The 23,575-nt window shown below is 35.0% G+C and carries 18 protein-coding genes and 3 pseudogenes; 13 read left to right on the top strand and 8 right to left on the bottom strand.

Translation table 11 applies throughout. The features are described from left to right. Positions 1 to 9: 9 nt before the first annotated feature. From ABWU40_RS05610 to rsmD, 5 genes are all read left to right on the top strand, one after another. Positions 10 to 2,397, top strand: a complete 2,388-nt coding sequence (locus ABWU40_RS05610; protein ID WP_141457233.1) for a type IV secretion system protein — start codon at positions 10 to 12, stop codon at positions 2,395 to 2,397. Beyond that, positions 2,394 to 5,339: a type IV secretion system protein gene (locus ABWU40_RS05605; RefSeq protein ID WP_353279165.1), complete on the top strand. Its 2,946-nt coding sequence runs from the start codon at positions 2,394 to 2,396 to the stop codon at positions 5,337 to 5,339. The genes ABWU40_RS05610 and ABWU40_RS05605 overlap by 4 nt, the downstream gene beginning before the upstream one ends. Before the next feature lie 89 nt (positions 5,340 to 5,428). Continuing rightward, positions 5,429 to 8,989 (top strand): type IV secretion system protein, encoded by a 3,561-nt coding sequence (locus ABWU40_RS05600; RefSeq protein WP_015589245.1) that lies wholly within the window; start codon positions 5,429 to 5,431, stop codon positions 8,987 to 8,989. After that, positions 8,979 to 9,611 carry a hypothetical protein gene (locus ABWU40_RS05595; RefSeq protein WP_010082417.1) on the top strand — a complete coding sequence of 211 codons (633 nt, stop codon included), beginning with the start codon at positions 8,979 to 8,981 and terminating at the stop codon, positions 9,609 to 9,611. Before ABWU40_RS05600 ends, ABWU40_RS05595 begins: the two co-directional genes overlap by 11 nt. 122 nt (positions 9,612 to 9,733) lie before the next feature. Beyond that, complete coding sequence (gene rsmD / locus ABWU40_RS05590) at positions 9,734 to 10,282, top strand: 16S rRNA (guanine(966)-N(2))-methyltransferase RsmD (protein ID WP_141457227.1); 549 nt, start codon at positions 9,734 to 9,736, stop codon at positions 10,280 to 10,282. On the opposite strand, the gene ABWU40_RS05585 is transcribed toward rsmD, so the two are convergent. From ABWU40_RS05585 to ABWU40_RS05575, 3 genes are read right to left on the bottom strand one after another with little or no spacing between them, the layout of a single operon-like run. After that, positions 10,240 to 10,572 carry a hypothetical protein gene (locus tag ABWU40_RS05585; protein WP_006279274.1) on the bottom strand — a complete coding sequence of 111 codons (333 nt, stop codon included), beginning with the start codon at positions 10,570 to 10,572 and terminating at the stop codon, positions 10,240 to 10,242. The genes rsmD and ABWU40_RS05585 overlap by 43 nt on opposite strands. Positions 10,573 to 10,576: 4 nt before the next feature. Further along, the gene (locus ABWU40_RS05580) at positions 10,577 to 11,167 is read right to left on the bottom strand and encodes a COQ9 family protein (protein WP_010082414.1); all 591 of its coding nucleotides are present in this window, start codon (positions 11,165 to 11,167) and stop codon (positions 10,577 to 10,579) included. 6 nt (positions 11,168 to 11,173) lie between these two features. After that, positions 11,174 to 12,727: a Mur ligase family protein gene (locus ABWU40_RS05575; protein WP_015589241.1), complete on the bottom strand. Its 1,554-nt coding sequence runs from the start codon at positions 12,725 to 12,727 to the stop codon at positions 11,174 to 11,176. Between the two features lie 697 nt (positions 12,728 to 13,424). On the opposite strand from ABWU40_RS05575, the gene ABWU40_RS05570 reads away from it, so the two are divergent. The 3 genes from ABWU40_RS05570 to ABWU40_RS05560 are packed head-to-tail and all read left to right on the top strand — an operon-like array spanning position 13,425 to position 14,365. Further along, entirely contained in the window at positions 13,425 to 13,754 is a 330-nt protein-coding gene (locus ABWU40_RS05570; RefSeq protein WP_007548762.1) for a transposase, read from the top strand. After that, on the top strand, positions 13,738 to 13,938 hold the full coding sequence (locus ABWU40_RS05565; protein ID WP_010082383.1) for a hypothetical protein: 201 nt from the start codon (positions 13,738 to 13,740) through the stop codon (positions 13,936 to 13,938). Before ABWU40_RS05570 ends, ABWU40_RS05565 begins: the two co-directional genes overlap by 17 nt. A gap of 19 nt (positions 13,939 to 13,957) precedes the next feature. Further along, positions 13,958 to 14,365, top strand: a complete 408-nt coding sequence (locus ABWU40_RS05560) for a transposase (RefSeq protein WP_007548764.1) — start codon at positions 13,958 to 13,960, stop codon at positions 14,363 to 14,365. Between the two features lie 47 nt (positions 14,366 to 14,412). On the opposite strand, the pseudogene ABWU40_RS05555 reads toward ABWU40_RS05560, so the two are convergent. Further along, positions 14,413 to 14,637: pseudogene (locus ABWU40_RS05555) on the bottom strand (tRNA pseudouridine(55) synthase TruB); the annotation flags it as partial. Between the two features lie 81 nt (positions 14,638 to 14,718). Between ABWU40_RS05555 and ABWU40_RS05550 the strand changes: the two are divergent. After that, a pseudogene (locus ABWU40_RS05550) lies at positions 14,719 to 16,097 on the top strand (IS4 family transposase). Positions 16,098 to 16,104: 7 nt separating this feature from the next. Here ABWU40_RS05550 and ABWU40_RS05545 read toward each other — a convergent pair. Further along, positions 16,105 to 16,690: pseudogene (locus ABWU40_RS05545) on the bottom strand (DUF6444 domain-containing protein); the annotation flags it as partial. Between the two features lie 454 nt (positions 16,691 to 17,144). Here ABWU40_RS05545 and ABWU40_RS05540 point away from each other — a divergent pair. The 4 genes from ABWU40_RS05540 to lepB all read left to right on the top strand — a co-directional run bounded on the left by ABWU40_RS05540 (position 17,145) and on the right by lepB (position 20,974). Continuing rightward, positions 17,145 to 18,170, top strand: a complete 1,026-nt coding sequence (locus tag ABWU40_RS05540) for a Fe(3+) ABC transporter substrate-binding protein (RefSeq protein WP_010082338.1) — start codon at positions 17,145 to 17,147, stop codon at positions 18,168 to 18,170. A gap of 220 nt (positions 18,171 to 18,390) precedes the next feature. Then, positions 18,391 to 19,278 (top strand): aspartate carbamoyltransferase catalytic subunit, encoded by an 888-nt coding sequence (locus ABWU40_RS05535; RefSeq protein ID WP_015589239.1) that lies wholly within the window; start codon positions 18,391 to 18,393, stop codon positions 19,276 to 19,278. A gap of 45 nt (positions 19,279 to 19,323) precedes the next feature. Continuing rightward, positions 19,324 to 19,455: a hypothetical protein gene (locus ABWU40_RS05530; protein WP_255317428.1), complete on the top strand. Its 132-nt coding sequence runs from the start codon at positions 19,324 to 19,326 to the stop codon at positions 19,453 to 19,455. A gap of 772 nt (positions 19,456 to 20,227) precedes the next feature. Then, positions 20,228 to 20,974: a signal peptidase I gene (gene lepB / locus ABWU40_RS05525; protein WP_010962911.1), complete on the top strand. Its 747-nt coding sequence runs from the start codon at positions 20,228 to 20,230 to the stop codon at positions 20,972 to 20,974. Between the two features lie 7 nt (positions 20,975 to 20,981). Here the strand turns inward: lepB and hscA are convergent, their stop codons facing one another. The 3 genes from hscA to ABWU40_RS05510 are packed head-to-tail and all read right to left on the bottom strand — an operon-like array spanning position 20,982 to position 23,572. Next, positions 20,982 to 22,730 carry a Fe-S protein assembly chaperone HscA gene (gene hscA / locus ABWU40_RS05520; RefSeq protein ID WP_141457223.1) on the bottom strand — a complete coding sequence of 583 codons (1,749 nt, stop codon included), beginning with the start codon at positions 22,728 to 22,730 and terminating at the stop codon, positions 20,982 to 20,984. Then, positions 22,708 to 23,166, bottom strand: coding sequence for an iron-sulfur cluster co-chaperone HscB C-terminal domain-containing protein (locus tag ABWU40_RS05515; protein ID WP_015589237.1), 459 nt, complete (start codon positions 23,164 to 23,166; stop codon positions 22,708 to 22,710). The genes hscA and ABWU40_RS05515 overlap by 23 nt, the downstream gene beginning before the upstream one ends. Further along, positions 23,159 to 23,572, bottom strand: coding sequence for a HesB/IscA family protein (locus ABWU40_RS05510; protein WP_015589236.1), 414 nt, complete (start codon positions 23,570 to 23,572; stop codon positions 23,159 to 23,161). Before ABWU40_RS05510 ends, ABWU40_RS05515 begins: the two co-directional genes overlap by 8 nt. Positions 23,573 to 23,575 lie beyond the last annotated feature (3 nt).

Below are 23,575 nucleotides of genomic sequence, written 5' to 3'. Positions count from 1 at the left end.
GTTGGATTTATGCTAAAATTTTTGCTGATAATACCGTTTTTTTTTCTGTCAGGCTGCGGGGAACATCACTGTATTAAGCCAGAAAATTTATCAGGTTTGCGTGAAAAACTAGATATAGTGTCAACAGAGCAGAAATGGGTTGATTCTGGTGTTAATATCTCAGATAGAATAAGAGTAACAGAGATTGATATAGTGCCTAGTAAGGTTAATTTTTGTCCTAAGCAGTATGCAGATTTTGCAATTGGGCCTGGGAGAAATGACGTTGCATTACCATTTGCACTTAAAAAAGGCGATACGATAAGCTTTAGTGTGATTGGAAGTAAAGTGTGTAAAGATAAAGAGAGTGAGACAAAAATCAGGTATTTGAAAATCGACGAAAAGTGTAGCGAGCAAGAAACGGAACATTTTGCACATGTTTTAAATCAAGAGAAATGCCAAGGTGGCAAGGATGGGATATGTCCTAATAAATATATAATAGGCGATGCGCAATGGTTGAGTGGAAGAGAGTACTGGTTTTCGAAGTTAGATCAAGATGAAAGAAAAAAGGAAATTGAAAATATTATTAACTCTATAAAACAAGGAGAGAATATAGATTGCAGCAAGCTTTCAGAGAGCAGTGCAAGTAAGATAGATACGCACATTTTAAATTCACTCTGTAGACGTATATGTAAATTTTCTTCTGGTCGTAGAGGCGAGGATTGCGTGTATATTGAATATAATAATATAGAAATTGAGCTATTCAATGCTTTAAATTCTAGTGGTGAATCTGTTGTTGCTGAAATTATTAGTAACGTATTAAAGGGAAAACAGGTAAAAACTGACATTACATTTCTAAAAGTTGGTATGGATAATGAAACTCTTGAACACATTCCAGGTGGTGGTTTATGTACTAGTTGTGATCATAAGATGGAGAATGACCATCAAATACCAAGTTTAACTTTTAGTCTATGTAGCAGAAATGACAAGAGCTGCTACAATACAAATGACAAAGGCGGGTTCAACATAAGAGTAACGAAGAACCATAGTCTGGAAAATAGCTTGTATATAAGTGTTTCCGATAAATTCCCTGAGCATAAGCCTGGTGAAAATCAAGCGGATATATCTGTAGATATCAGCAAAGTTCATGACATGGAAAACTTGAAAGGAAAATTAAAAGACAAAACAGGCACCATATATTACGGAATAAGAGACCATGGCTGCGATTACAAAAATGAAGGTCAGTTTAGCATTAACCTAACAACTCAAGAGCCACCTACAAAAACTTTTAGTGCAATATATAATTTCTTTGATGAAAAAGTGAAAACTGCATTTTTCGGCTCTAATTATAAAGACCCTAACGCAATTCACTCTGATACTAGTCCTGTAAAGTCTCTTTACGAAAGTTTTATAAAATCAAGCAGAACAAATACCATTAGATCTACTATAATATCACTATTAGTACTATATATAATCTTATATACTCTTTATTACTTTTTTGGATTAACTCATATTTCTATATATGAGTTTTTAATTATATGCGTAAAGATAGGAATCATCGCTCAGCTATTGCAGGATAATAGCTGGGACTTTTTTTATAACAACGCATTCTCTATATTTATTAACACTCCAAAACAACTAATAGAAATAGCAAATTTTAGAGGCACTACTTCAAATGTTTTTGAGTTTCTTGATTTGCCGCTCAATAGGTTCTTGTCATCGCATTCAGTATTGTTAATAGTATCTCTTATATTTTCTGGCCCTTTGGGCATTGTATCTTTTTGCTTGGTGATTTGGGGTTTAATCACAGTGAGCTTATCTATTTTTAATGCCTTATTTTCTTTTATTACATCTATAGCAATAGTTGCGTTATTACTTTCTTTAGCACCTATTTTTATTATTTGTCTTTTATTTGCGTATACTAGGCAGATGTTTCAAAACTGGGTTAAAAATTTAGCAAGATTTGCAATTCATCCAGTGGTCCTTTTAATTTTTATATCACTGATAAGTCAGGTTATGGATTATATTGTGTATTCAGTATTTGATTTTGAGGTCTGCTCTACATGTATACTTAATATTAACCTAAAGATTTTTAACCCTTGTATTTTTTATGGTTATGCTTCCAAATATACACCTAATATTACCGCTATGATGGCTTTTGTTATTTTGGGACACGCTATGAAAGCTTTAGTTGAAGCTTCTTCGGCAATATCTGACTCGTTGTTTGGTGCTTATGTAGCAAGCGAACCTGGAAGACAGTATCAACAAAGCTTAATGGGAAAAGTAGGGTTAGATGAACGAAGCGTTCAAAGAAGAGAAAGAGGAGATGCCTCTCAACAGTCAGGTACGTCAAGACCTCAAATACCACAAGGGACTCAAAGGTCAACGCCTCAGATACCACAACCAGGAAGACAGCAATGATAAGTAAAAGATCACTATTATTGATACTGTGTCTTGCAATCACTGGTTGTAATATGGATTGTGTCGAGCCTGGGTTGCAGAGCAAAAACACCAGCGTTAATGTGGATGTTCCAGTTCGTAAAGCCGATAAAATTCATTGGGTTGATTCTGGTCAGGTAATTAGTCAGGGTGAGAAAATCAAATTCACCCTCGATGGATCAGTAAATTTTTGCCCTTTTAAAGAAGACAAAAATCCAAGGAAAGTACTTGTGCCAGCTAGCTTTTGTGCTGATGGCTCAGAACCAAATTATAGTAAGGCTGCGGATATTAATAGTGTACCTAACAATTATGGTGTTAATGAAAGTAAAAACGAACTATGTGGTGGCAAAGGATTTGGCAGCAATAGACGTTATGTGGACACTGGAATTAAAGTAAATCCTGGTGACAAGTTAAGCTTCAGCTTAGTTCCCAGAAAAATAACAATTGATTACGACAATCCAGAAGGGAAAGGCATCAATTTTGATGACAATTGTTATAAAGCTGTAGAAAATGACCGTAAGGAAACTGTATATAAGAAAGCTACAGTGAGTGAAGTACATCAGGGGGGAGAGTTTTTTTGTGATGGTAAAGATGGTACAAAAAATAAAATACAATTTTTACCTCTTGATAAAACAAAAGCAAAGGAAAGCAAAGTGCTAGTTGGCAATGGGTATACCCCATATGATAATAAGGTGCATTTTAATAAAGGTTATATTCAAGACAACGAACCATGGGTATATGGTTCACTACTTGATTTACGCCGCGCTAAAATAGGATTGAACGAGTTATGTGATGGAAAAAACTGTAGTCTTGATGAGAGAAAAAAGTACTCCTCCTATGAGCTTAACTGTTACCATCAAAATATATGCTATACTGAGAAGGGTATATGGAACTATGGTTTAGGTCAAGCAGGAGAACGGAACTGTGTCTCCTCTATAAGGTATAAGAAGTACGATAAAGGAAATAAATGTGATATGTATTCTTATCTAGAAAAAATGGAAGGGAATGTTAAAGCAGGTAGTTTTACTGAAGATGATAAATCTTGGGCTGAGGCTCTTGTTGCAAAAATTGGTGATCCTGATGATAAAAATATCGCTAAAGGTATTCAATGTCTTCCAAAGAAAGAGGGTGCAAAAGGGGATAATATGTGTTTGCAAATTGGCGATAACAATAAATTCGAGGATTTTTCTCTGGAATTGAACAATGATTATCCAGTAAATGACGAGGTAACGCCCGGTAGTAGTGTGATGCTCGCTATCGCAGATTATGGTCATTATTACTATAATAGAGGAGGGTACCATGTTAAGGTGACTAGATCATGTGAATATATTAATGGCGAAAAATTATATGTATATTTAGGTGATGAGCCACCTAAAGATTTGCATGGTGTGGGAACTAATGATTTTAAAGTGGTAGGAGTGAGAGAAAGAGTAAACGGAAAAGATGAGTACACCATATTAGATGTAATAAGCGGAGAACACTTTCAGAACGAAGAATCTAAGAAGATATATTTCGGCATCAATGTAAGCAACGTAGAGAGAGATGACATTACAGATAAAAATGGCAAATATTATGAAAATAATAAGTACACAGTAACTTTATTTGTTAAAAGAAAAATTAATGATTTTATTTCATCGAATGTAAACGGGGTATTTAAACTTATAAAAGAAGAAGTAATTGGGGACAGCGTTAAAGATTCATACAAAGGATATGCAAGAGGTCTTCTTCAAGGGGTAAGAGCTTTGCTTACTCTATACGTTATATTTACTGTCGTTGGCTATATGCTTGGAACAATACAGCTAAGTAAATTTGATTTCATTGTAAGAATGTTCAAGATAGCATTTATAGCTTTTGCCTTTAGCGATAGAAGCTGGGAACTTTTTGGTACAGCTTTATCCAGACTTTTTATAGATGGTAGCACTTATTTAGTTGATAGTTTTTCTGGCTATGTAGGAGAAGGGGAGAGAAAATTTGCATTCTTAGACTTGACAGCAGGAGTATTATTCACAGCAGAAACTTGGCTAAAGTTTTTATCGTTGATGCTTTCTGGTCCTTTTGGCGTTATTGCATTTTTGGCAATACTCTGCGCTACTTATGCGTTTTTAAAATGCATTATTAGTGCTACATTGAAATATGTAATATCTACTGTTCTAGTAGCGTTTTTACTGTCATTAACACCTTTATTTATCGTATTTATTCTATTTCAAAAGACTAAACCCTTGTTTGATAATTGGATAAAAACGTTGGCTCATGTTTCATTAGAACCAGTCATTTTATTTTCATTTTTATCTCTTTTAAATCAGTTGATGTATTCAGTTTTATATAACCTCACAAATTTTTCTGCATGCTATCAATGTTTAATTAGCGTAAATTTCTTATCGTATGATCTGTGCTTGATGAAATCAATACTGCCTCTTGGATACAGTCCTGGCACTAGCGTTGATGTTGCACTCAGTACCGGAGAAAGGGCTGGTGGACACTTTGCAGCATTACCTATAGACCTAATCCAGGCGTTTATATACCTCATTATTGCCGGTGCAATGGAAGCTTTTGTTTCTATATCGGAAACTATGGTACAAACACTATTTAGCTCTGGTTATGGAGTTACTGGCGGTGTTGGTACAGTTGCTAAGAGCGCATCGCAAGCTATGCTGTCAACCGTTGGCCTTGATGATAAGACCCAAAGTATGATACAGAGTATCAAGCAGAAAATGAGTAAAGATTGGGGAAAAATTGAGGCTAAATTACCTAACACACCAAAGCAACCAGACAAAAAAGAAGATTCTAAAGGAAGTTCTGATAAAACAACGAGTGATAGACCTAAAACATTAAAACAATCAGATCAGCAAAAAAATTTTGATGAAACAATAAGAAGTGATCCTAGTGCTAAAGCTAAAAACAAGGAAGAAAATGGAGAGGAGTAAGATATAAATGATATTATGGAGTAACTAATTAAAAAGATATTTTAAGTAAAGTTTTAGAAATTTATTCTGTATTTGGAAAAAGTTTAGATATGCAATCACGTTTAGGCAAATGTTGGTTTAGGGTATTACTTCTTGCAGCTTATGTGCTGATCACAGGTTGTAGTAAAAACGATATGCCTTTTCCAAGGTGTATATCTGCTGACTATTTTGGTCCTAAACCTATTGCAGTAAGCGCTCATTTTTCAAGCGACCACGATGCGTTTATTCCAGGAGATGGAGAAGTTGTTGATCCTGAAACTGGTGAAATTAATTATGGTTTTCACCATAACCAAGTGGTGGAGTGGGAGGATACCGGGCTCGAAACCAATGGAGATAGTTTAAAAGTGCGAGTGAATGGTGCATGGACATCTTGGAGTAATAATAACAAGAAGGAATCTAAAAAAGGCAGTTATACCTTACAAAGCTTGGAGCAGTTAAAATATGCAACTAAATTTGAAGGCAAGTCAGGTGATAATAGTCTACCTGACTTTCACTTAGTTTGTAATGATTACAAACCTAGTGCGCCACAGAAAATTTCAAGTAAGTCTAATGCAAGTTGCACTGTAAAGTGCAAGTGCATTAATGAAGATGATAGCGCAAATACAGTATCACGTGGTGCTCCATGTTGGTTTACCAACGGTCATGGTGCTTATCTTTTGTTTCAAAGGCCTGGTGACGATAGTCCTAACAAAGATTTGAAATCTATGCGCAATCCTTCATCTCCTACTGTACATCTAGGTTACAACTCCGTGGCAGAGAATGGGAGCGGTCTTTTTGCTTTAGACAGAGATAGCACTAAATTAAAGGACAGAAATTGTGACCCGGTGAAATTAAAAAAGGGATGGAAAATATATGTAAAAATATTAGATAGATATTACTTAGATAATGTAGGTGGCTACTCTTTTGAGTTCTTAAGTGGAGTGCGGCAACCGAGTGGGGTTGAGTTTTTTGATTATATTTATAACTATCTAAAATGTGTATTATTGATTAACGAAAATTGCAAAGAACATTTTAATAGCAATGATCCTGCAGTTGCACAAGCTATGTTCGAAAATATAGCTGAAAAAAGTACGAGCTTTCACAATTTTGTTCTTTCCTTGCTTGTTCTATTTGTAATGATTTCATCGCTTCTTTATCTTTTTGGCATGATACAAGAAACTAAGCATGATATGCTCATCAGAATGATGAAAATCACTCTAGTAATAGTGCTTATATCTCCTGGAAGTTTTAGATTTTTCTATGATCATTTTCTTGTTTTATTTGTTAAAGGTCTTGAACAATTGATAAGTATAATTACTAATTTTGCTCCCAACATGAACACCGGAAGTATTGTTCAAGGAGATGAAGCTAAGTTGTTTAGCTTCATGGAGGACATGTTCAATAAGTTTTTTGCTTATTCTGTTTGGAAAAAGTTTGCAGCGTTTTTACATTACCAAATGTGGGCAAGCCTTCTTATGATACCGGCAATTTTCATAGGGATTGTGCTATACTTCTTGCTGTGCTTATATGCTTACATAATATTTCTCTCTGGTTTTATGGGTATAGCTTTTCTTATAGCCATTATGCCACTGTTTCTAATTTCTATTTTATTTTCACCGCTGAAAAGTCTATTTGAAGGTTGGATAAAATTCTGCATCAGCTTTTGTTTACAGTCGATTATGATATTTGCTCTCTTGTCATTACTGGCTTCCATTATAATGAATACCTTTTATAGGCAGTTAGGTTTTACTGTATGCTACAATAAATGGTTCGAGGTAAAGTTATGTGCTCCAAAATGGGTGTTTGGTGGTTTTTGTATCGTTGATAAGCAGTACTTTGGTTGGACCCCAGGGCAAATTTTCGTACCTTACACTCTTGGAGAAGCTTCTCCGCTGAACGTAGATAAGAACATAGAAGGTATAGAAAAGATAAGCAGAGAAGGTGGTACAATAAAATTTACTGGCGGTGCTGGGTATATCCCTCTTCCACCGGATTACATTGAAAAAGGGTTTCGTTATATAGATTATCCTTTCTTTAACCCAATTCCTGGTACTAAAGAGAATCCAGCAGACCATTATATTGCAGAAAGTGATATGGTAGTAGATAATAGCTGTAGTGTAAAAGATTTAGTGCGTTTAACAAATAGTTTATCCCATGCATCAGAAAAAGCTGATATCTTATTATTGATTAATAATATAAGTAAAAAGACAGAAATCTATTGTAAGCAGCCAGGAAATGAAAGCAGGTGTACTAATTACAAGGAAATCATAGAAAAAGTAATTCTACAGCCAAGTTTAAAAAGTGAAATAAAGTCTTTAGTGCAAGATATAATTAGACAAGATGGGAGCTGCCAATCACAGAATTTTTATAAGGTAAATAGAAACTATCAAGAAAATAGTGATTACCAAAGGGTGCAAGACATACAGAGAGGTTATTTAATCAATGCAGGGGAAATCTTTGTATTATTCCTGCTTTCATTTTTAATGTTCTCTTTACGCGAGTTCGTACAACAAATGGGCTCAAGTATCGCTGGTGGTGGATTCAGCGTTTACAATATATCTAGTATGTATCAGGCATCGCCTTTGACTGGCATAATGGAAGAATTCAAACAGCAGTGGCAAAATTTTGCTGGTAGAGGACTTGAGTCTTTAGGCAGTTGGGCTACTCATTTACCGGATAGATTAGCCGGAGGTGCAGCTAATCTGCTGGGGAGAGTACCAAGAGTTGGAGGAGTGCTGAAATACGCTATTGATGTGCCACGTAAATTTGTAGGTGCTACTATTGAAGCAACAAAATTTGCAACATCACCTAAAAATGACGTTGATAAACTTGAGGAAAAGATCTACAGGGCATTTGGAGTTGATAAGGAAGATATTACACACAGAAGGATCGGTAAATATTTAGATTATTATAAAGGATACGTAGGATCACATTTGGGCTATACAATAGAAGATGCTATGAAGTTTACTTGGGAGCATGGCCTTGATTCTATAGGAGTTAGCCGTCGTACAGGAGAAAAAGATGGTTATCCAAATAACTTACTTTTTAGAGCAAAATCGCATAGGCAAGATTTCTTGAATAAGCTTCATGATGACACCATAGGCCGTAAGAGAGAACCAGAAAAAGACAATCCTGATCAATCAAATAAGGTAGAACGAGAGTTAGGCACGGAACTAGTAAGAGATAACCATGATCAGCCACTAGAAGAAGGCGACCCTCTTCGACTACGAGGGGGAGGTCAGCCAGATAAGGTAGTACGAGAACTAAGCACAGAACAAGAAGACAAGCCTAATCAACTACAGCATGATCAGCCAACAGAAGAAGATAAGCCTGATCAATCAAATGAAGTGACACGAAATTTAGGCACGGAACCAAAAGGTTCAGATGAAATTGATGATTTTGGATCTGCTTTTGAAGGTATGGAAAAACGTGCTGAAAGAGAAGGCAGAAGAAATCAAGATAAAGTTTATAACCTCTCACCACTTTTTGAAATGAACACTCCAGAAGCTGTAGAAAAACGTGCTGAAAGAGAGGAAAAAAGAAATCGAGAAGACAGTAAAAGGAAATTACCGGAACCAATGAGGAAACCAGATGCAAAAGGAGATGAGAAGAGGATTGAAGATGAAGACTAATAAAAATTTCAAAGGCCTTGATTATTATAAATTGCAGCAAGACAAAGATGGCAACATAAAGTTAAATGACTACGACGACATTTTAAATGCGCGTAGGGCAAGGGTAGACTTGTTGCGGGATAACACATCACTTGACAAGGATGTCAATTTTGCTAAATTGAATAAAGCTTTGAGTGAGAAATTTGTAGATAATCATAGTTTATTGTCTGAATTTGATAAGGAAGACAAAGAGATTGTACAAGAAAGGATTAAGGTGTTTAGTATTTTAGAAAGTCTTGAAGACCTTAAAAGCGTGAAAAGTGAAGATCTGTTAGAGGTTAGCTTACTGCTGTCAGATCTTAGCTTCATAGAGAGAAATGTTGTACTAAATACCGATCAGAATTCTGATCTAGCAGGATTTAAAAACCTATTTATTGAAAAAAAAGCATCTGGTGAAGAGTATAGTGAAGAAGAATGTAGAGGCTTTCTTGATAATATAGATAAAATCAATACTATAATTAAGTTAGAGTTAGAAAGCAGAATTGAAGGGCTAAATCATGATGAAAAAAATGATCATGATGATTTACAAGATGAGATTGGTCAAGCAATTAATGCAGCAGGCAAATCAGAAAAAGATAACTGATGAGTCTTGTGTTTGTGTTTTTCTTACAAGCGACTCGATAGCTTCTCTCTATTAAACTGCTAAAGCCATATTGACATTAATCATATAGTATAAATAATTAATTATTTTGGAGCTTATTTAATATGCTACGCATCATTGCAGGCAAATATCGCGGAAGAAAAATAACTACAGGTAAGCATTTAGCTGCACGGCCAACTATGAGTATTGTCCGAGAAGCAATATTTAATATGCTTTCCTCAAGAAAACCTATTTATAACTTGAATGTACTTGATTTATTCTGTGGTAGTGGTTCTTTTTCATTTGAAGCGCTTTCTCGCGGCGCTAAACATGCATTTATGGTAGATTCAGATTATTACAATTTGCAATTGCCTAAAAAAACAGCAGAAGATTTTGGAATTACGGACAATGTTACGCTAATTTGCTGCAGTGCTAACTGCTTACCACAACCTATTTCAAAATGTGACATAGTTTTTATAGACCCACCTTACAATAGCAATCTAGTTGAATCAACGTTGAATGGACTAGCTCACTCAGGCTGGTTAAGTGATGATGCATTGATAATTCTAGAGATTAGGAAAAACGAAGATTTTGAGTGCAATAAAAACTTCAGTATAATCTTGGAACGCACCTACGGTATAGCGAGAATAATTTTTCTTTCTCTATTAACTTGAACTTGCATATACTTTTCATTGATGAGTTCCAGTTCTATTTTCGTCAAGTTTCCGGAGAAATTACTTATTCTGTACTGCCCTAGATCAAAATTTTTATTAAATTCAGAGTCTATTAAATATTCATGTGCTTCTTCAATAAATTTATTTTCTTTTTCTTCGTAACTGGTGTATTTTGTTGTACCATTATTATCCTCACGATAAACTAAATGTTCTTTATGATCAGCATGAATATTTTTATTTTCACAAACCTTTTCAGGATCGTGCTCAAGTACTTTTCTACCAACAATCAATAGCTTATAAGAAATTTCCTATGATTCCTTTTAAGCGAGTTTTGAATTTTTGAAATGTCATGACATTGTTGATACGGTTATCAAGAAACGATAAAGTATCCACAAAATCTTCTGAATAATCATTGATAAAAAAAAGTATCGTACTTAAGTACACTCCAGCTAATATTGCTCTTTTTGTATAGTAGTTAAAATCTGTTGATTGGTCATGAATGCCATACCAAATCGCACTAATAGTTCTGTATAAAAGTTTACTAGAAAAATATGTATTTTTTGGTGATACAGAAAATGATAAAACATTTTTTAAAAGTTCTCTATAATTCGGTAGCTTAGCATAGTTTGAAAGGTGTATTTGAATAGCTAACTTTACTCGCTCTCGCACTTTCATATCTTCTAAATTAGAATTTCTTAATTCAGCTTCCATTGAGCTATTTAAGTCCTCTGCTATGTGCTCCAAAGCGCTATATATTCCATTCTGAAATTTGCAAAAGCTATTAGCTAGATTAAGGTCAGTGCACACCTTTAATAGGGTTTCATCGCTTATCCCTTCAAATGGAATAACCCTAATTAGCTTATCTATTATTAACTTTTGTTCCACGCAACATCATACTAAACAGCATGTGTGATTGTACCTGAGATTTTCAAACATTCTACAAAATGCTTCACCACGTTCCTCGAAATTTTTCCATTGATCAAAAGAAGCACACGCGGGAGAAAGTAATATTGTTACTTCTTCTGCGCTATTTAAGGCCTCTTCAAAAGCCAATCTGAATGCATCTTCTAGATTGCAACATTTAACATAATCTACTTTATTCTCCATAACATTTGCAAAAGCTTCGGTTGATTCTCCAATAAGAAAAGCTTTTCTAACCCTTGTAAAATGCTTGCTTAATGATTCTATTCCACCTTTTTTGCTTCTTCCACCAGCGATCCAATTTATGTTTTCATAAGATAAGATCGCCTTTTCGCTCGATTTTGCATTAGTTGCTTTGCTATCGTTCACGAAAAACACATTTCTTATTTTGCCAAGCAGTTCATTCCTATGCCTCAGTCCTGAAAAGGACTTGATTCCATTGATAATAGTGTTGCTATCTACTCCAAGTACCTTACATACGGCATATGTGGCTGCTATGTTTTCTGCGTTGGATATTAGGTTTATTTTCACGTCGCTTACTGATAAGCTATGATTCTCTAGTTTTAACGAGATCTTCTGGATCCCAGTGCCCCTTTTGTCATCCAAGTAGCTGACACTGGGATCCAGATAATTTCGATCTATACCAGTAATCTGTTCACTATAATCAAGCAAATTGTTACCTGCCAATGATATTAGATCTCTTGCACCACCCTCTGTCATCTGAGTAGTTGGCAATGGTTTTTCTTTTCTGGATTCCAGCGTCACGCGCTGGAATGACATCGGGGAATATGTTACTGAGATTGGAATTTTGTCTCCAGTGAATTTGTTGAATATATCAGCAGTAATCTCATTGTCACATCCTATTACGGCAACCTCACTACCGTTTATCAGTTTTAATTTAGTTGCTATGTAGTTCTCCATACTTCCATGCCTATCTATGTGATCTGGTGTAATATTGAGCAGTGCTGAAATGTCCACGTTAATTTCATTCATCAACTCCAATTGAAAAGAGGAGAGTTCGATTACATAAATTTCTGCATCTCTTTCTAGATCCAAAACAGGAACGCCTAAATTTCCACCAATAGCTACTTTTTTCCCTGCAGATTTTAATATGTGCCCTATTAGTGATGTAGTGGTTGATTTACCATTTGTTCCTGTGACGCCTATTACCTTCTGGTTCGTAGTTTTAGCTTCAAGAAATAGCTCAATGTCTGATTTTATTTTGCAATCAAATCTCCTTGCAAGTTTTACTATCCAATGTGGCTCTGTTGGCACTCCAGGGCTTAAAACCAATGCACTGATCTCATGCCAATTGTATTCCTTGGGATGAATAAAATTACATTTTTTATACATCATTTTTGTATTTGCTATTTGCTCTTCATGATCATCCCATGCATATATTCTTGCACCACTCTTTGTTAGAGCGTTAATGGCGGATAAACCAGTTTTACCAAGACCAAAAACCGCGACGTTTTGATTTTTGTATTTGTTTAGTTGCACTGCTAGATAACTTATGCGAACCATTTTATAAAGATATCGTACAAATTACAACAGACTTCTTTCGTAGGTTACAACTGTCATTCAATAGAAACAAAAAACTTCCTTGACAAACTCCGCCAGCCCCCTTATCATGAAACTGGAGCTATTTATTTATCTTCGCAATCTGTGCAGGTTAATGACAAAAAACTTAGGGTATTTGGCGTCTCATGTTTAATTTTTCGCACTACGTGCATCGCATGTCTTTAAAAATCTCTGGGTTTTTACCTATATAAGCCGAAACGCGCTTACAAAGCGTTTAAGACAGCAAAAAACGTCAAATTGACAAGGGAGAATTTGAATGCTAGCTACTACGGGGTTTCTTTGCCTTTTTTCCTGCTTAGTAAATTTCTTAAACACTTGCGGTGTAGGTTAGTTGCAAGTTAAAAGCAGCTAAATCGCTCTTAATCAAGCGTTTTAGAATAAAAAAAACGCCGATATTTTAGTACATGGTAAATAGCCAACCACCACGGGGTTTCTTTTGCCTTTTTTTTCATTTGGTAAATTTCTTAATGTTTATGGCTAAAGATTACACGAATGTTGCAATTACAAAAGCGTTTCTACTAGGAGGGTGTCATCCCAGTGCTTGACACTGGGATGGCTTTGTTGCATAGCAACTGAAAAAATCTGGTGGCTACTGACAAAATTCATTATAAAATAGCCATTTAACCTTGAAAGAAAAAATATGCCACAAAAAATGAGGGTCAGTAACCATAGCGAATATAACAAATTTCTAGAAAAAAGAGGAAATATTTTTCATTATATCAACGAAGCCATAGAAAAGTGGTACGAGAATGGTCCAAAAATACCAGGTGGCAACAATATTTATAGCGATAAAGTTGTAATTTTGGTGCACATAATAACTTGTTTATTTAGAATAGGCCTGAGGCAAACAGTTGGGTTTATAGCAGGATACCTTGAGCAAATTGGGAAAAATTTGCAAGTTATCAGCTATTCACAATCATCAAGAAGGTTTAAGAAACTCAATATTAAGATCAATGATTGCAGAAAATAATATGGAAGATATCGAAATTGCTATAGACAGTACAGGAATTAGTATATACAACAACACTCCTGGTCATAGCAAAGAAAATAGCGAAGATAGAAAGTATCGCAGCTATGAACAGACAAGAAAATTGCATGTAATGTTGAATACAAACAGCAAAAAAGCCATAGCTGTAAAATACAGTAACGGCTGATCACTATGGAGCTTGTGATTTGCTAAAAGAAGTCGATTTTCAGTATGTCATAAAAGTACTATATGCAGATAGGGCATATGACAGAGAAAAGCTCTATAAGCTGTGTAATCAATATGGTATAAAAACGAAAATTCCTCCGAAAAACAACGCAGCAGAGCATCCAAAGTTAGACTATATGGCTGAGAGAAATTCTGCAGTCAAGCTCATAAAGTCATATGATGAAGATGGTATAAAGAAGTGGAAAAAAGAGATGAGTTATGGAAAAAGATCTTATATAGAAAGTTTTTTCTCGCGACTGAAACAAACATTCGGGTTTAGTTTTAGGAATAAATCTGAGACAAATAGAGAGAAGGAACTACTTGTTAAATGCTATTTGCTCAATAAGTTCACTGATATTGGTATGGCTAAATTTGAGATAGCTTCATAAATTTATTGTGCGTTACCTACTATCCGAAGAGCGATGCAACAAAGCCATCCCAGTGTCAAGCACTGGGATGACATCGGAGAGTAAGTTGTTGTGTTTTTTTTAGTAAGTTGCTCAATTGTCACTGATTCATTTTCTCTAAAGTCACCTACCATAGTTCTTCTTAATTTTGTAATGTGTCCAAAACAATTTAATGCAATTCCAAGATCACGAGCAATTGATCTTACATATACACCACTACCGCATATCATAGAAAAATTTGCACTATTATTTATCTTACTATTACCCACAAATATAAATGTACTTATAAATAAAGTATTACAATATTAAAGTTTGCAAATATTGAGGGTATAAAAATGGCAAACGAGAGTAATGAATGGGCTAAAAATGAATTTGGAGATGCTGTACTTGGAGATAAAAGATTAACTGACCGATTAGTAAAGATTGCTGATAGTTTGATAAGTTTACCTGAAAGCTCAATTAATGAGGCATGCGGAAGTTGGTCAGAAGCAAAAGCAGCATAACGTTTTTTTCAAAATGAGAACGTAAAAGAAGTCGATATTCTAGCTTCACACATTGATAAAACAGTTGAAAGAACAAAAGCTCATAAAAGAATTCTTGTGATTCAAGATACAACTTATATTTCATACTCAAGCCATAAGCGGATTGGGAACTATTGCTGGAAAAGGAGCAGTAATGCATACAGCCCTTGCTGTTAGTACGGAAGCTGGGAATACTGGATCAAAAGATTTACTCGAGGCAACTCATTTCTGAAGAAGAAAAAAGACTAAAGAGCCATCGTAACAACGTTCATATTGAGGATAAAGAAAGTATGAAATGGCTAGAAAGTTTAAAGAAAACAAATAATATTATAGATCTGGCCCAAACCGAAGCTATAACTGTATGTGACAGAGAAGCAGATATGCATGATTTTTTTGAACTTGCACATAATCTTAACTCAGCAATTTTAGTAAGAGCTCGCCACAACAGAAATGTAAATAAAAAATTCATGCATACCAGGAACAAGCAAAAATTATGGTCATTTATCCAAGGCCTCCCTTGCGCTGGAAAAGTAGAAGTTGAAATCCCTGCTAGAGATAACAAGCAAAAAAGGACAGCGTTTTTAGAAATTAGATTCGGAAAATTTATCACATGAAGGCCATATAAAATGTAAAGAAGGTCACATAAAATATAAACCGACAGAGTCTACAACTTCACGCAATTCATGTTGTTGAAAAAAACTCTCCTCCCGAAGCAAGTCCTCTAGAGTGGATGCTTTTTTCCGGTCAGTACTTTTGAAGAAGCTGTTGAAAAAGTTAGTTGGTATTGTTTGAGATGGAAAATAGAGATATTACATAAAATTTTAAATCCGGTCTCAAAGTTGAGGAATGTAGACTTGGAACAGCAGAAAGATTAATGAGGTATTTAACAGTCATGAGCATTATTGCTTGGAGAATTTTCTTTATTACATCAATTGCAAGAACTAACCCAACATTACCATGTACTGCCTTATTAGCTGAGGAAGAATGGAAAGTTTTATATGTTAAAATACACAGGAAACCATGTCCAAATATAGCCCCTACTATAAAAGAAGCCGTTTCGTGAACTTGGAGGTCATTTAGCAAGAAAAAGCGACCCAAAACCAGGACCAATTACTCTTTGGAAAGGGTGGAGACGTTTCTTTGATCTAGAAGAAGGATGGCGACTTGCTCACGAACCTCATATTTGTGGGTAATAGTAAGATTTGATATGCTGCCAACACTTATGTTCAAATTAAAAATGTCATTTATGATACTAGCCACTTCACGCTTTGAGTTTTTGTAAAATCCGCTGAGTGCTGCAATTATAGACTTAACCCTTGGACCAAATGTATCTGGCGTAACACCTTCTGGTAACTTGCTACTTTTTCTTTTTCTGCATCTCCAACAACGACCATGTTCCAATTACTACATAAGGCCTAATTTCCGGAAGATCAACTTTTTGGTGAACATAAGGTTTTTCGCATATTACAAGCTCTCCTCCGCATTCGCAAATATTAGGCGACTCTATTTTTACTACTTTATCCGCTTCCATTGTAGCATGAAAATTTCCTTTATGCTCAACCTGATCGCCAACATTCCTTTCGCTTTTTGGCTTGTCCTTTTTTGTTTTGTACAATTCTTTAGAGCTCGGTAGAGATGAATTTTTCGAGTTTAAACCAAGCCTTTCCTTTAATTCAGCGTTCTCTATCTTTAAAGCTTTATTTTCTGCTTTTAAGTTTTCTATCTCTGCTTCCAGTTTTTCTATTTTTTGCTGTAAATTTTTGCAAAGTTCTAAAAGGTTTACCACATTACCTCACTTTTGCTCTATGATTATCTTTTTAGATCACTTTGTCTACCTTATTCTACCACTCCGCTGAACGGATACAATTTACTAAACAGAAAAAAAGGCAAAAGAAACCCTAGGGTAGCTAGTTATTCACTATCCATTTTTTAAGTTGGCGTTTTTTAATGTTTTAAATAGCGCATTTCAGCTTATATTAGGTAAAAACCTAGAAATTTTATAAAGACATAAGGTGCACATAATGCAAAAAATTAAGCATGATTTACGCCAAATACATTAAGTTTTTTGTCATTAATCCACTGCAGAGATTGCGAAGATAAATAAATAGCTTCAGTGTTATAATAAGGGGGCTGGCGAAGCTTGTCAAGGAAGTTTTTATGATTTATCTAACGAACTTTACACTTGCTAAAGTTGTACCATCTTGGTAACTTTAACTGAAAGAAGTTATTTTTTATCCAATATGAAAAAAGCCTTTATATTCACATCCTTAATAGCAATTATATTGATAGTTATTACTTATTTATACAGAAACGACGGAACTAATGACTCACAAGTGGTAAATGTTTATTCATCGCGCAAAGAAGAATTAGTACGTACTTTGTTTGATGAATTCACGAAAAATACAGGTATTAAAGTACGTTACATCATTGATGATTATTCTCAGCTACTTTCACGAATGGAAAACGGTGGTGAAGCTGACTTATTTTTGACTGCTGATGCAATCAACTTAATTCTAGCAAAAAAAAGAGGACTTTTATCTCAAGTAGATTCAGAGGTTTTAAAAAGTGTTATACCTGCAAGATTTAGAGACAGTGAAGATTATTGGTTTGGTCTTACAAAAAGAGCTAGGATATTGGTTTACAATAAAGAGTCAGTAGACCCTAAGGACTTAAGTACTTATGAAGATTTAGCAAATGAAAAATGGAAAGGAAAAATATTAGTGCGTTCTTCTACAAGTCCATATAACAGATCGTTAATTGCTTTTATGATTGCAAATAATGGTTTTGAAAAGACGAAAGAATGGGTAAGCGGAATTGTGAGCAATATGGCAAGAAAACCAAGTGGTGGTGATACTGATCAAATTTACGCCGTAGCAGCGGGTGAGGGAGATGTTGCAATAGTAAACAGCTACTACTTTGCGAGAATTCTTTCATCAGAAAATAAAAAGAATGTTGCAGACAAGCTAGGGGCTTTTTTTCCTAATCGCAACGATCACGGTGTAATGGTAAACATCAGTGGTGCAGCAGTAACAAAAAACGCAAAAAACAGGGAAAATGCTATAGTCTTATTGGAATTTTTAGTAAGCAAGCAGGCTCAAGAGTTATACGCTAAAAAAAACCAAGAATATCCTATTATTGAAGGCGTTGAAACTTCCGATATACTAAAATCTTGGGGAAATTATTCACAAAGTGATTTGCCTCTAAGTGAACTTGAGAAGCATCTTTTTGAGGCTGTTATGATAGCGGATGAGTGTAAGTGGAAGTAATCTCCAGTGCCACTAAACATTGGGATGAAAGATTTATGCTAATGTACCTTACTCTTAACTTGCTGAACTTTTTCTTCCTTCTAACTTAATTTTGACTTTACTATCTTTTTCCGTTCTTCCACCAAAACAATTGCTGCACAAGAGGTCTATTGAAAAACGATAATAAGAAAGTAGAATTGGTTCAAGTAGTTGGATAACAATTGCATGTTAAAAGGAAATTATGAACAAGAGAAGGAATTTGTTAAACATCTCAGACCTTACAGTCGATGATGTAGAAAATATAACTAAGTTGGCCAACCAGTACCTTAAAAAAGAAGTTGCAAATAGTCATATCTTGGAAAATAAGACAGTAATAAATTTATTCTTTGAAGATTCAACGCGTACACTTGCGTCTTTTGAAATAGCAGCAAAAAGCCTTGGAGCAAATGTTGTAACTTTGCCAATAAGATCTTCTTCTATTAACAAGGGAGAAGATCTAAAAGACATGATCAAAACATTAAATGCAATGAATCCTGATTACATAATAATCAGGCATAAAAGTAGTGGTATCATTAATACACTGGCAAAGTATGTTAACTGCTCGCTAATCAATGCAGGCGATGGAAGTAGTGAACATCCAACTCAAGCTCTTGCAGACTATCTTGTAATCAGCAATCACAAAAAGCAAATAAAGGACCTCAAAGTTGTGATATGTGGAGATATTCTGCACAGTAGAGTTGCAAGATCAAATATAAGATTGCTAAAAATGTTTGGAGCAGAGATAAACTTGGTCGCACCACCAACTTTGATTTGTAAGCATTTTCCTGAAGTAGATTCAGTCCATTATTCATTAATTGAAGGTATAAAGGATGCTGACGTAATTATGCTTTTGAGATTGCAGAAAGAGCGCATGAATAATAGTTCTTCAGAGAAAGAATATTTTCATTTGTATGGACTTGATTTACAAAAGCTATCATACGCAAAACCAGATGCGATTGTTATGCACCCAGGGCCAATAAATAGAGGGATTGAGATTAGCAGCGATGTAGCAGATTGTGTTATTTTACAGCAAGTAGAATTTGGATTGGCAATACGTAAGGCAGTGTTGCACTATTATAGGCCTTGCTAATATTAAAAGATGCTACACAACTAATGCAAAAAGGGGGGGCATGAAATGACAAGGCTTGTAAATGGTTTGAGAATGGCCATTAAGATGTTAAGGCCGAGGATATGGTGTGGAAGTTTTTACGAAAGCCTGAAGTCAATCAACAACCTTGCAGAACGGCAAATTAGAAGGCTATCGTAAAAACAGCTTTTTCACCTGGTCGGAACATGGAGAAAGATTTGTGGAAAGAATGTTGTCGATATTTTTGACATCACGTCTCAATGGCCAAAATCCCTTCCAAAAGTTACGACTGCTTAGTTCTTTATTCATTCTCACAATCCGTGAACGGTTACAACCTGGATTCCAGTGGGCTTTGTTGCATCGCTAGCTATGATGGATTAAAGATAAAAAAGATAGGGAATATCATTAGCTTATTATTCTGGTATTTATAACAAGAACGGTCAATGAATACCTAAATTTGAGTAAAAGAAATTTCACTACCATTTACCAATCCGGCTAAAATTCAAGAATTTCAATGCTTTAGCTATTTTCAATAGAATTAAATTTATTAATATAAATAACAAATTACTATTCTTAAATTTGATCAGATTGATTGCAAAAAAACAAGATTTTCAATAAGTTGCTTATAATCCTAACTATAGTTAGCCTTTCATAAGTAGCGATGCAACGAAGCCATTCCAGTGTCAGCTACTTTCATAACACCATATTACCTTAACAAAAGCAAATGTTCGTACAGATGTGCATCAGCTACTTTCATCTGCCACCTGCAAATTGCAATGTTCGTACAGTTATGTGTCACGCTACTTGGATGACACCGTTGAAAGAAATGAACCGCCTTTTCAAAATCGTTTTGAATAGAGGAATAACATTCACAAGTAAAATTTCATATTACCATTTTTTAATTTATGTATTATAATAAGCTTAATCTATAAGAAAAACAAAGTTGGAAAAGTTGGAAGAACTAAGCAAAAACTGGGTGATAAGAACGGGAAGATTTTTATCTTCATTGTTTTTTTTACTGTTGATTGCGCTGTCAATACGTAGTTTTTTATTCGAGCCATTTCATATACCTTCTGGTTCAATGAAAAGCACCCTACTTGAAGGGGATTACATTTTTACTAGTAAATATTCATACGGTTACAGTAAACACTCATTTCCATTTTCTCCAAACATTTTTAGCGGCAGGATTTTTTATACCCCTCCAAAGCGTGGCGACATAGTAGTTTTCAAACCCACAAGAAATGACAGCATCAGGTTTGTTAAGCGAGTAATAGGAACACCAGGTGACAAAGTGCAAATGATAGAGGGAGAATTATACCTAAATGATCAGAAAGTAGAGCGAAGGCAAATTGAAAGTTTTTTTGATTATGAGTCAAATCGTAACATACCAAGATATATAGAAACGCTTTTAAGTGGCAAGGAACATGAGATTTTGGTAGATGACATTTCTAATAAGCTATCATATAACACTCCGGTTTATTATGTACCTAACGATCAATTTTTCGTTATGGGAGACAATAGAAATAATTCTTTGGATAGCAGGTTTCCTGAAGTTGGTTTTGTACCAATGGAAAATATCATTGGGCGTGTAAGTATAGTTGGTTTATCGTTTAAACTGGGGAAGGTCGATTGGTTACCATTTAATTTCAGGTTACCTGTTGCTTTGAGATTAAATAGGGTATTGCACAAGGTTGTGTAAGCTTTTTCTACCTATTTGTTAATTCACACAACTCTAAAGAAGAATTTTCTAACTCGGCGATAGTGTTGTTAATTTCATTCAAGTCATTGCCTTGTAAAGCGTTTTTTGCATTTTGTAATAGGTTTTTCAACTTTTGATCAGTGGAAAGGTTATTATTGTTTTCAACCAAGTGTATGAGTTTATTTCCATTAATTTTAGCGCCTGCAAGGGAACGAGCCTTCATATCTTCATCAAAGCTGTTTATTGACTGGTTAACCATATTTTGAACATCAGCTTCACTCAAGCCAAAACTTGAATTTACTTCAACTGTCTGCTCGATTCCAGTAGTTTTTTCTCTTGCAGTAACAGTCAAGATTCCGTCAACGTTAACTGTAAATTCTATTTCAACTCTTGCAGAACCTGCAGGTAGTGGCGGTATACCTTTTAGTTCAAACTGCGCTAGAGATTTGTTATCCTCTATCATTTCACGTTCTCCCTGACAAACGTGAATTTTCATTGCTGTTTGCCCATCAAAATAAGTTGTAAACTCTTTTGTTTCTGAAACTGGTAGTGGCGTATTTCTTGGTATGATTTTTTCAACTATGCCTCCCATAGTTTCTATGCCAAGTGATAAAGGTAGAACATCCAGGAGAATATTCCTATCTTTTGAGCTCGAAGTTAAATCATGAGCTTGCAGAGCTGCCCCAATGGCAACTGCTTTATCTGGATCCACGTCATTCAGCACTTTATTTCCAAAGAGTTTGACTAGTGAATTTTGAACCAATGGTGTTCTAGTTGCACCACCAACTAAAATTACTCCTTTTATATTATCAATTTTAAGATCTATGTCGCTTATAGTACGAGTGACTATATTGATAGTCTTATTGACCAAAGAACTGATTGCCTGCTCGAATTCTTCTCTGGTAATTTCACATTCAAATGGCTTGCCGTTAATGCTGAATTCAAAAATGCCTGAGGTGTTTTTGCTCAGATATTCCTTCACAGAGCGTGATTCGATAAGTAAGGAATTTAGTTGCTTGGCCGTCTTTTCTCTATACTTATCAATCACAATTGAACTCAGCAAATGATCAAAATCATCACCGCCGAGTTTGGTGTCACCACCAACTGCAAGAACTTGAAACACTCCTTGATGCAATTTCAATATCGAAATATCGAACGTTCCGCCACCAAGGTCATACACTGCATATATTCCACTGCTATTGTTCTTTTCAATGGAGTAAGAAAGCGCTGCAGCGGTTGGCTCGTTAACGAGGCGAAGAACTTCTATTCCAGCTAATTTTGCCGCATATTTAGTTGCGTTACGTGCTGAATCGTCAAAGTAAGCTGGCACAGTAATCACTGCTTTTTTTACTTCCAGTCCCTTAGACTTTTTTACCCTCTCACATAAAGCTTTTAATATCTCAGCAGAAATCTCAACAGGAGTAAGATACTTTTCCTCTGCGCATTTTATTCTAATAACTTTTTCGCTTTCATGATCTATTTCAAAATTGACGCCTTCTTTATTTAATTCTTCAACACTTTTACCCATTAAACGCTTTATTGAGTAGATTGCATTTTGACCGACATCGTAGCCAGTTTTTAATGTATTATTTTCATATGAAAGAGCAGAAGGCAGCAGTTCTCTTCCTTGTTCATCTTCAAATATCTCCACGTTACCAGCTTTATTTACCATAGCAATCAAAGAATTGGTAGTACCAAGATCTATACCAAAAATTACTTCACTTGAATTTGGTTCAGAAATTTGAATTGGTTGCATTCTTTTTCACCTCCTCAAATGACTTATATAAATATTTCAATCTTAAGACTTGTGTAGCAGCTCCATCAAAATTCTTTATAGCAAAAGTGTTAATTAGGTTTTTAACGCAATCTTTTATTTTTTCATCAATCATCCTGCTTGCAAATTGTAAATCATCGCAGTCCAGCAAATATTCTCTTATTTCCATTGATTCACTTAATATTTCAGAATTTAAGTGGTCCTTTTGGCTTTTCACATCAAAAAAATCTAGCAAATGCTCGGCACGTTTTAGCGGTGACTTTAGTATCTGATAAGCTCTGTTAATATTTTCCATGTTTTGGGACTGTCTTTCATTTATATCAGTTTTGCTTAGCTCAATATATTTTTTCTCTAACTCATCAAAGCTGATATTGAAAGTTGGTTCAATTTCAAACAATGTAAAATAGCTGCTAGACATGAAAACTCTCTCCACAACCACATTTTCCTTTCTCATTAGGATTTTTGAAAACAAAACCCGATGAAAATTTTTCTTCTACATAATCCATTTCAGAGCCAAGAATAAACATGACGGATTTTGGATCGATCAACACTTTAACTTTTTGGTCATCACTGCAGTTTTCCTCAATTATCGACTCTAAAGGACGAGTATCATACGCATATTCAATATCATATTTTAAACCAGAACATCCTTTTTGCTTAATTAGCACTCTTATTCCTATTGCTTCTTCCGGTTTCTCAAGGTTAGTATGCTTCTTTTGGTCCAATAAATACCTTATCCTTTCTACTGCTTCCGCAGTTATAGTGATAAGTTTTCTATTCTTTTTTACAGTTTCACCTCCGCCTACTTCTTGATATTCACTCATGCT

It is taken from the genome of Wolbachia endosymbiont (group A) of Cydia amplana (assembly GCF_964028495.1).
Taxonomy (GTDB): domain Bacteria; phylum Pseudomonadota; class Alphaproteobacteria; order Rickettsiales; family Anaplasmataceae; genus Wolbachia; species Wolbachia pipientis.
Note: the sequence above shows the minus strand (reverse complement) of the source record. Positions and strands in the feature narration are given on the sequence as shown.

What these genes read in the sequence shown, in the direction of transcription:
- ABWU40_RS05610 (WP_141457233.1), top strand. Translation starts at nt 10, where the DNA reads ATGCTAAAATTTTTGCTGATAATACCGTTTTTTTTTCTGTCAGGCTGC.
- ABWU40_RS05605 (WP_353279165.1), top strand. Translation starts at nt 2,394, where the DNA reads ATGATAAGTAAAAGATCACTATTATTGATACTGTGTCTTGCAATCACT.
- ABWU40_RS05600 (WP_015589245.1), top strand. Translation starts at nt 5,429, where the DNA reads ATGCAATCACGTTTAGGCAAATGTTGGTTTAGGGTATTACTTCTTGCA.
- ABWU40_RS05595 (WP_010082417.1), top strand. Translation starts at nt 8,979, where the DNA reads ATGAAGACTAATAAAAATTTCAAAGGCCTTGATTATTATAAATTGCAG.
- rsmD (WP_141457227.1), top strand. Translation starts at nt 9,734, where the DNA reads ATGCTACGCATCATTGCAGGCAAATATCGCGGAAGAAAAATAACTACA.
- ABWU40_RS05575 (WP_015589241.1), bottom strand. Translation starts at nt 12,727, where the DNA reads ATGGTTCGCATAAGTTATCTAGCAGTGCAACTAAACAAATACAAAAAT.
- ABWU40_RS05570 (WP_007548762.1), top strand. Translation starts at nt 13,425, where the DNA reads ATGCCACAAAAAATGAGGGTCAGTAACCATAGCGAATATAACAAATTT.
- ABWU40_RS05565 (WP_010082383.1), top strand. Translation starts at nt 13,738, where the DNA reads ATGATTGCAGAAAATAATATGGAAGATATCGAAATTGCTATAGACAGT.
- ABWU40_RS05540 (WP_010082338.1), top strand. Translation starts at nt 17,145, where the DNA reads ATGAAAAAAGCCTTTATATTCACATCCTTAATAGCAATTATATTGATA.
- ABWU40_RS05535 (WP_015589239.1), top strand. Translation starts at nt 18,391, where the DNA reads ATGAACAAGAGAAGGAATTTGTTAAACATCTCAGACCTTACAGTCGAT.
- ABWU40_RS05530 (WP_255317428.1), top strand. Translation starts at nt 19,324, where the DNA reads ATGACAAGGCTTGTAAATGGTTTGAGAATGGCCATTAAGATGTTAAGG.
- hscA (WP_141457223.1), bottom strand. Translation starts at nt 22,730, where the DNA reads ATGCAACCAATTCAAATTTCTGAACCAAATTCAAGTGAAGTAATTTTT.
- ABWU40_RS05515 (WP_015589237.1), bottom strand. Translation starts at nt 23,166, where the DNA reads ATGTCTAGCAGCTATTTTACATTGTTTGAAATTGAACCAACTTTCAAT.
- ABWU40_RS05510 (WP_015589236.1), bottom strand. Translation starts at nt 23,572, where the DNA reads ATGAGTGAATATCAAGAAGTAGGCGGAGGTGAAACTGTAAAAAAGAAT.